The organism is Mesorhizobium sp. M0317 (genome assembly GCF_040321555.1).
GTDB lineage: Bacteria > Pseudomonadota > Alphaproteobacteria > Rhizobiales > Rhizobiaceae > Mesorhizobium.
In genome coordinates this window covers 1-638 of sequence record NZ_JAMYRV010000115.1, presented here as the reverse complement: position 1 = coordinate 638, position 638 = coordinate 1, and the positions used below count along the sequence as shown (strand labels likewise).

Here is a 638-nt window from a genome sequence, read left to right as displayed (position 1 = left end):
ATTCACTCATTTCGCGAGAATGCGGAGGGTGAATCGTGCGCGGCGGCGACAATCGAACTGGCGAGTTGTTCAGCTACGTTGATCTCGAGGCGCGGGTTCGGCGCGATCATCCACTGCGCGCGATCCGTCGGATAGTGAATGAGGCGCTGGCAGCGTTAGAGCGGGACTTCGCGGCGCTGTATTCGCCGATCGGGCGACCTTCGATCCCGCCGGAGAAGCTGCTCAGGGCAATGCTGTTGCAGGCGTTCTATTCGATCCGCTCTGAACGGCTTTTGATGGAGCGGCTGGAATACGATCTTCTGTTCCGCTGGTTCGTCGGCATCGGCGTTGACGACGCGGCCTGGGATCACTCGGTCTTCTCGAAGAACCGCGACCGGCTGCTGGAGGGCGACATCGCGGCGAAGTTCTTGAACGCTGTCCTGGCGCAGCCCAAGGTGAAGAAGCTTCTCTCCACGGATCACTTCTCAGTCGACGGCACCTTGATCGAGGCCTGGGCGTCGATGAAGAGCTTCAAGCGGAAGGACGGCTTGGATGAGCCACCGTCGGGTGGCGGGCGCAATGAGGAGGCGGACTTCCATGGCCAGAAGCGCTCGAACGAGACGCATGCCTCGACCACTGATCGTGATGCTCGGCTGTTC

Annotated in this window: 1 protein-coding gene; it reads left to right on the top strand. The window is 61.1% G+C overall.

Annotation, left to right across the window (positions count from 1 at the left end; translation table 11 throughout):
- Positions 1 to 35 precede the first annotated feature (35 nt).
- A partial coding sequence (locus NKI88_RS31770) for a transposase (RefSeq protein ID WP_352659355.1) occupies positions 36 to 638 on the top strand: 603 nt, incomplete at its 3' end.